The sequence below is a fragment of the Bacillus sp. 05T31 genome, from assembly GCF_056396725.1.
In genome coordinates this window covers 1-4,886 of the sequence record NZ_JBFTMA010000553.1, presented here as the reverse complement: position 1 = coordinate 4,886, position 4,886 = coordinate 1, and the positions used below count along the sequence as shown (strand labels likewise).

Annotated in this window: 7 protein-coding genes and 2 pseudogenes; 4 read left to right on the top strand and 5 right to left on the bottom strand. The window is 33.3% G+C overall.

Annotated elements, in window-relative coordinates:
* Window positions 1–542 (bottom strand): annotated as a pseudogene (locus AC1DJR_RS24035) (sensor histidine kinase); the annotation flags it as partial.
* Window positions 543–735: 193 nt separating this feature from the next.
* On the opposite strand from AC1DJR_RS24035, the gene AC1DJR_RS24030 reads away from it, so the two are divergent.
* The 3 genes and pseudogenes from AC1DJR_RS24030 (at window position 736) to AC1DJR_RS24020 (ending at window position 2,690) form a co-directional block, all read left to right on the top strand.
* Window positions 736–921, top strand: coding sequence for a hypothetical protein (locus AC1DJR_RS24030; protein WP_477003675.1), 186 nt, complete (start codon window positions 736–738; stop codon window positions 919–921).
* A gap of 475 nt (window positions 922–1,396) precedes the next feature.
* Window positions 1,397–2,267: pseudogene (locus tag AC1DJR_RS24025) on the top strand (zinc-dependent alcohol dehydrogenase family protein).
* Between the two features lie 117 nt (window positions 2,268–2,384).
* Entirely contained in the window at window positions 2,385–2,690 is a 306-nt protein-coding gene (locus tag AC1DJR_RS24020) for a hypothetical protein (RefSeq protein WP_241875473.1), read from the top strand.
* A gap of 88 nt (window positions 2,691–2,778) precedes the next feature.
* On the opposite strand, the gene AC1DJR_RS24015 is transcribed toward AC1DJR_RS24020, so the two are convergent.
* From AC1DJR_RS24015 to AC1DJR_RS24000, 4 genes are all read right to left on the bottom strand, one after another.
* The gene (locus tag AC1DJR_RS24015; protein ID WP_000637510.1) at window positions 2,779–3,090 is read right to left on the bottom strand and encodes a YbjQ family protein; all 312 of its coding nucleotides are present in this window, start codon (window positions 3,088–3,090) and stop codon (window positions 2,779–2,781) included.
* Window positions 3,091–3,228: 138 nt separating this feature from the next.
* Window positions 3,229–3,432, bottom strand: coding sequence for a DUF4028 family protein (locus AC1DJR_RS24010; RefSeq protein WP_429687779.1), 204 nt, complete (start codon window positions 3,430–3,432; stop codon window positions 3,229–3,231).
* Window positions 3,433–3,750: 318 nt separating this feature from the next.
* On the bottom strand, window positions 3,751–4,281 hold the full coding sequence (locus AC1DJR_RS24005) for a general stress protein (protein WP_429687778.1): 531 nt from the start codon (window positions 4,279–4,281) through the stop codon (window positions 3,751–3,753).
* A 36-nt stretch (window positions 4,282–4,317) separates the two neighbouring features.
* Window positions 4,318–4,458: a hypothetical protein gene (locus AC1DJR_RS24000; protein ID WP_016089038.1), complete on the bottom strand. Its 141-nt coding sequence runs from the start codon at window positions 4,456–4,458 to the stop codon at window positions 4,318–4,320.
* 236 nt (window positions 4,459–4,694) lie between these two features.
* Between AC1DJR_RS24000 and AC1DJR_RS23995 the strand changes: the two genes are divergently transcribed.
* On the top strand, window positions 4,695–4,886 hold a 192-nt coding region (locus tag AC1DJR_RS23995; RefSeq protein WP_477003674.1), incomplete at its 3' end, for a hypothetical protein.

Sequence of the window (4,886 nt, the reverse complement as noted above, 5' to 3'; positions counted from 1 at the left end):
ATGTAGCTCTGTATACGATTACGTGCATCAAATTGCTGCTTATTAATATAGGAAAAAGGAATAATAATTGCTAACACTAAAAGAAACATAGAGATAAGAATAGCTAATTTATTCACACCATAATTGATGCTAATTGCAGCACAAAATATTGCATACATGAGAGTAAAAACTGCCATTACTTTAAATATATTGTTATAAACATATAAACTTTGGGCGATTAAAATAGGAGTTAATCCAACAAAAATCGTTATCGAAGCATTTGATGCAATAAATGCAGCCAAAAAAACAATGAAAAGTTGTACAAAAAAGAAGTACAACAATTGCCTATTCTTTAATGAACTCGCATACCAATGAAAAATAGTATGAATAACAATGACTATTGTAAAGAAAAAACTATCCATAGAGAAAATATTATTACGAAATTCTAAAAGTATTGAAGCTATATATACGAGTGTAATCCATAAAATAATAAACCTTCTTGGAATAAATACCACTTCCAATACATTTGTATCCAAATCTATATTTGAACTTATTTTTTTCATATCTGACCTCCACCATTATATTATACAAGATGCAGCTTACATTTTGATAAAGTGAAACTTTAATCAGTGGGGCTTTTGTCCATCCCCACTGATTATTAGCCCGCACCAATCTGGCTTTTACGGGCAGCCCGGCTCCCACAAATAGCGGGGAAGAGTTATTGATTCCTCTTCATTCTCATTACCGAATACAAATATGAAATATTGCATATTGAAATGCATTGATGTTTTTGTAAGCGCTTACTATAATGAGGGTATAAAGATTTATTACATCTTACTATTTAAAAAAGGAGGCAATCTTATGGAAATCGCAATGGCAGTTTTAAAATTTGTAGGTGGAGTAATTCCATTRGTTCAAGAACTTTTAAAAGYATTYATGTAAGWTTATTATTYRGCAATTATYTATAAGAATTATCATACAAATGATCTGTATATCAAAAAAATTGATACACAGATCATTTGTGTGAGAAAACTTTAAACGAGAATTATGTACCCTAGCAGAACAATAATGATACATCTATCTCAAGTTGGAAAAAGACGCTCACAAGGGCGTCTTTTTATTATATTAATATGTACCTAATAACTTATTCAGGAAATCACTTCTACAATTCATACAATGCTACATAATTAATGTATCTTTTTAAAAATTGCACAATAAAAATCCCCTCAAAGCATAAATTCCAAGGGGTGAGCCTATTTTTTATTAAATTTTGTACATACAGCAATAGCTTTTTCTACGATTTTATCAGATGTATAAACGATGACTTTCTGTTCCCTTTTATTTAGTGCTAATGGAATAATCAATCAAACCAAAAATGCTATAATTAACCCAATCACACTAAGGGGGAACAATTATTTTGCACGGAAAATACATTCAATTTCATGAGTTTGGCAATCCGAAAGATGTGTTACAGGTTGAATATAAAAATATAGAACCATTAAAAAATAATGAAATTTTAGTTCGTATGCTAGTCAGACCGATCAATCCATCTGACTTAATCCCAATTACCGGAGCCTATGCACATAGAATCCCTTTACCTAACATACCTGGTTATGAAGGTGTTGGCATTGTAGAAAATGTAGGTGTTGGCGTTTCTAAAGACCTTATCGGCAAACGTGTTTTGCCGTTACGCGGAGAAGGTACTTGGCAAGAATTTGTTACAACATCAGCTGATTTTGTAGTTCCTATTCCTGATTCCATCGATGATTTTACAGCGGCACAAATGTATATTAATCCCCTTACGGCGTGGGTCACATGCACAGAAACGCTAAACTTAAAACAGAATGACGTTTTATGCTGAATATGTAATCGATACTTCCACTGCCCCGCTTTATGCAACCGTTATGGAATTAACAAACGGGCTTGGTGCAGATGCTGCAATTGATTCTATCGGAGGACCCGATGGAAATGAATTAGCTTTTTCCTTACGTCCAAACGGGCACTTTTTAACGATTGGTCTTCTATCAGGTGTACAAGTTAACTGGGCAGAGATTGTCACGAAAGCAAAAGTGCATGCGAACATATTTCATTTACGACATTGGAATAAAGAAGTATCACCATATAAATGGCAAGAAACGTTTCGTCACTTAATTCGCTTAGTAGAAAATAAACAATTACATTTCATGAAAGTACATTCTACGTATGACTTAGCAGATGTGAAAACAGCGGTTGATGTCGTGCAGTCTGCTGAGAAAACGAAAGGGAAAGTGTTTTTGACGGGTTATTAAATGCAAAAGAAGAAGTCTTTTTGATCGGCCTTTTAAATAGATTAGATAATACATTTAGGAGCACAGAATTGTAAGTATCTGGTATAATTCTATTAAAAGGCGAAAGGAGATTCTAACATGTGGTTAATTACGGTAATTGCGCCTGTTGTAATAGTCGGAGGAATTGTAGTATTTGTAATTAAAAGAATGGAACATAAATATAACCAGGGCAAATTAGGTAAGAAAAAATCAAAAGGTGCTCAACAATTATTAGATAGTTTAATACCTATGGGAATGCTTTTAGGGTGTTTAATCGGTATAATTGTCGACATATTTTCCCCGGGTTATTCACTGTTTACAGTTGGTTTAGGGGCTGGAATAGGCTATTTATTTGGATTTTTTGCCTATGAAATTTATAGCAAGACAGGAAACGATTTTTCATAATCAAAAACAGACACAATTGTGGAATAAGCGAAGTCAAAAAAGTCCCCTTAAAGCATACGCTTCAAGGGGTGAGCCTGTTTTTATTTAATTATATACGTACAGCTGTACCACTTACAGCAACCATTAACATTCCATCACGAACAACTTCATAATCTACGTCAATACCAACGATAGCGTTCGCACCTTTTTGTTTTGCAAGTTCTTTCATTTCATCCATTGCGATATCACGAGCTTCTTTTAGCTTGCTTTCGTAAGAACCAGCACGACCACCGACAACATCACGAACGGAAGCGAATAAATCGCGGACAATATTTGCACCCATAATAGCTTCACCGTTTACAATATCAATATACTCAATAATCTCTTTACCTTGGATTCCAGACGTTGTTGTTACAATCATGACTGACACTCTCCTAATAAGTTGTAGTTTTTTAATGCGCTTTCTTATGTCTTTATTATGACACGGAAACAGTATCTAATCTATTGAATTACCTTACAGGAGTGTGACAATTTTGTAAGAATGAAACGCCTATTATTTTTAATACAGCACTTTAACATTAGGATACATAAACGATTTTCTATTTTCTTTCCAATCCTTTTCTACTTCTTTAAAGGTTGGTCGCCCTAATTCTTCATTGTTTTCATGTTTACTAAACCACTTCTTCACATACTTCTCTCCATTTTTATTTTGAACCGTACAAAGGAAACTATTACTACTATCCTTTAATATTTTTACAATCACGAAAAGACACCTCTTCCCTTTTCAATAAAGTGAAACTTTAATCAGTGGGGGTTTTGTTCATCCCCCACTGATTATTAGTTGAACCAATCGGGCTTTTACGGGCAGTTGATCCCCCACCTAACTTCTTTGCTTTCGCTGAATTTTGAGGTGGGGGTCTTACTGCCCGTTAATGCGGGATAACAGAATAGAACTTGATCTTTTACTATAAGCCCTTCCTCTCTTATAGTCATACGACTCCTCGGCCGCACCAAAGTTGTATGATCAAAAAACGATATTCACTATGTTTACATTTTGCATAATTGATATGTGAAGTAAATATTATTTAAAGAAATCAGAGTTATAGGCATTATGCTTATCAAATATTTTATAGATTTCTAACTTATCATCTAATTTTGCATCTACTAAAATTAATATATTTCCATCGTAAATGTATTCTTCATATTTCTTAGCATGTTCTTCGGGAATTCCTAATCCGATAAATGCTCCTATTAAACTTCCAGCTCCTCCGCCAATACCGGCTCCTCCAATAGCTGCTGCGATAGGTCCCGCTGCTACGATTGGACCCATTCCAGAAACGGCAAGTATACCAAGACCTGTTAATAAACCACCGAGTCCGCCTGCTACTCCTCCTGCCACAAGCCCTGTCGCTGAAAAGATATCCGCTTTATGTGCAGTTTCATGATTCACTTTTTCACCCGATTTTTCTTCCAGATGTTCAATTTCCTTTTGATCCTTCGCAATAGCTGAAATGTTACCCGCCGAGTATCCTTTATCTTTTAATTCATTAATAACGAATGCCGCATCATCAATTGTTCTAAAAATACCTACTATTTTTCTATCTACATCCATAACTATTAACCTCCTAAAGTTTTATATAATGTATCTTTATCTTTCTTCATTTCTGTATACACTAATCTTCTTATTAACATAACCATTTACGAAAAAAGCGAATAGTAAAAGCATTACAAGCGAACTACTTAACAAGTAAATTAAATCAAATGTAATATCAATCATCATTTCATTCATGTATACCAGACTCCTTTTTATTTAAAGTAAAAGTATATTTTGATAGACTAATCTACTAAACATAGAAATCTTACAATTCATCTTCAGTCAATCTCTTTGTAGTATATGTATACCCTTCGTAACCCTTTCTAAACGTAAAAAACTATAATTATATTTTTTCTTATTTATATGTTTAACATTTTTTAAAACGGGTATGTTTATATTGTTATGCTTACTATACAGAAAGGAATATTTCGATGAATGCAATCCAATCTACTACTATTCTTTATAATGAAACACCTACAATAAAGCAGATTCATCATTTTTATGCTTTAATGACAACATTTCAAACTAATCTATTTATAAGTAAACACGGAACACTTACTTCTATTAAAAGCTTAAGCACATTAATATCCTTTTTCCTTACTGTAAAAAAGAGAGAGCTTGTA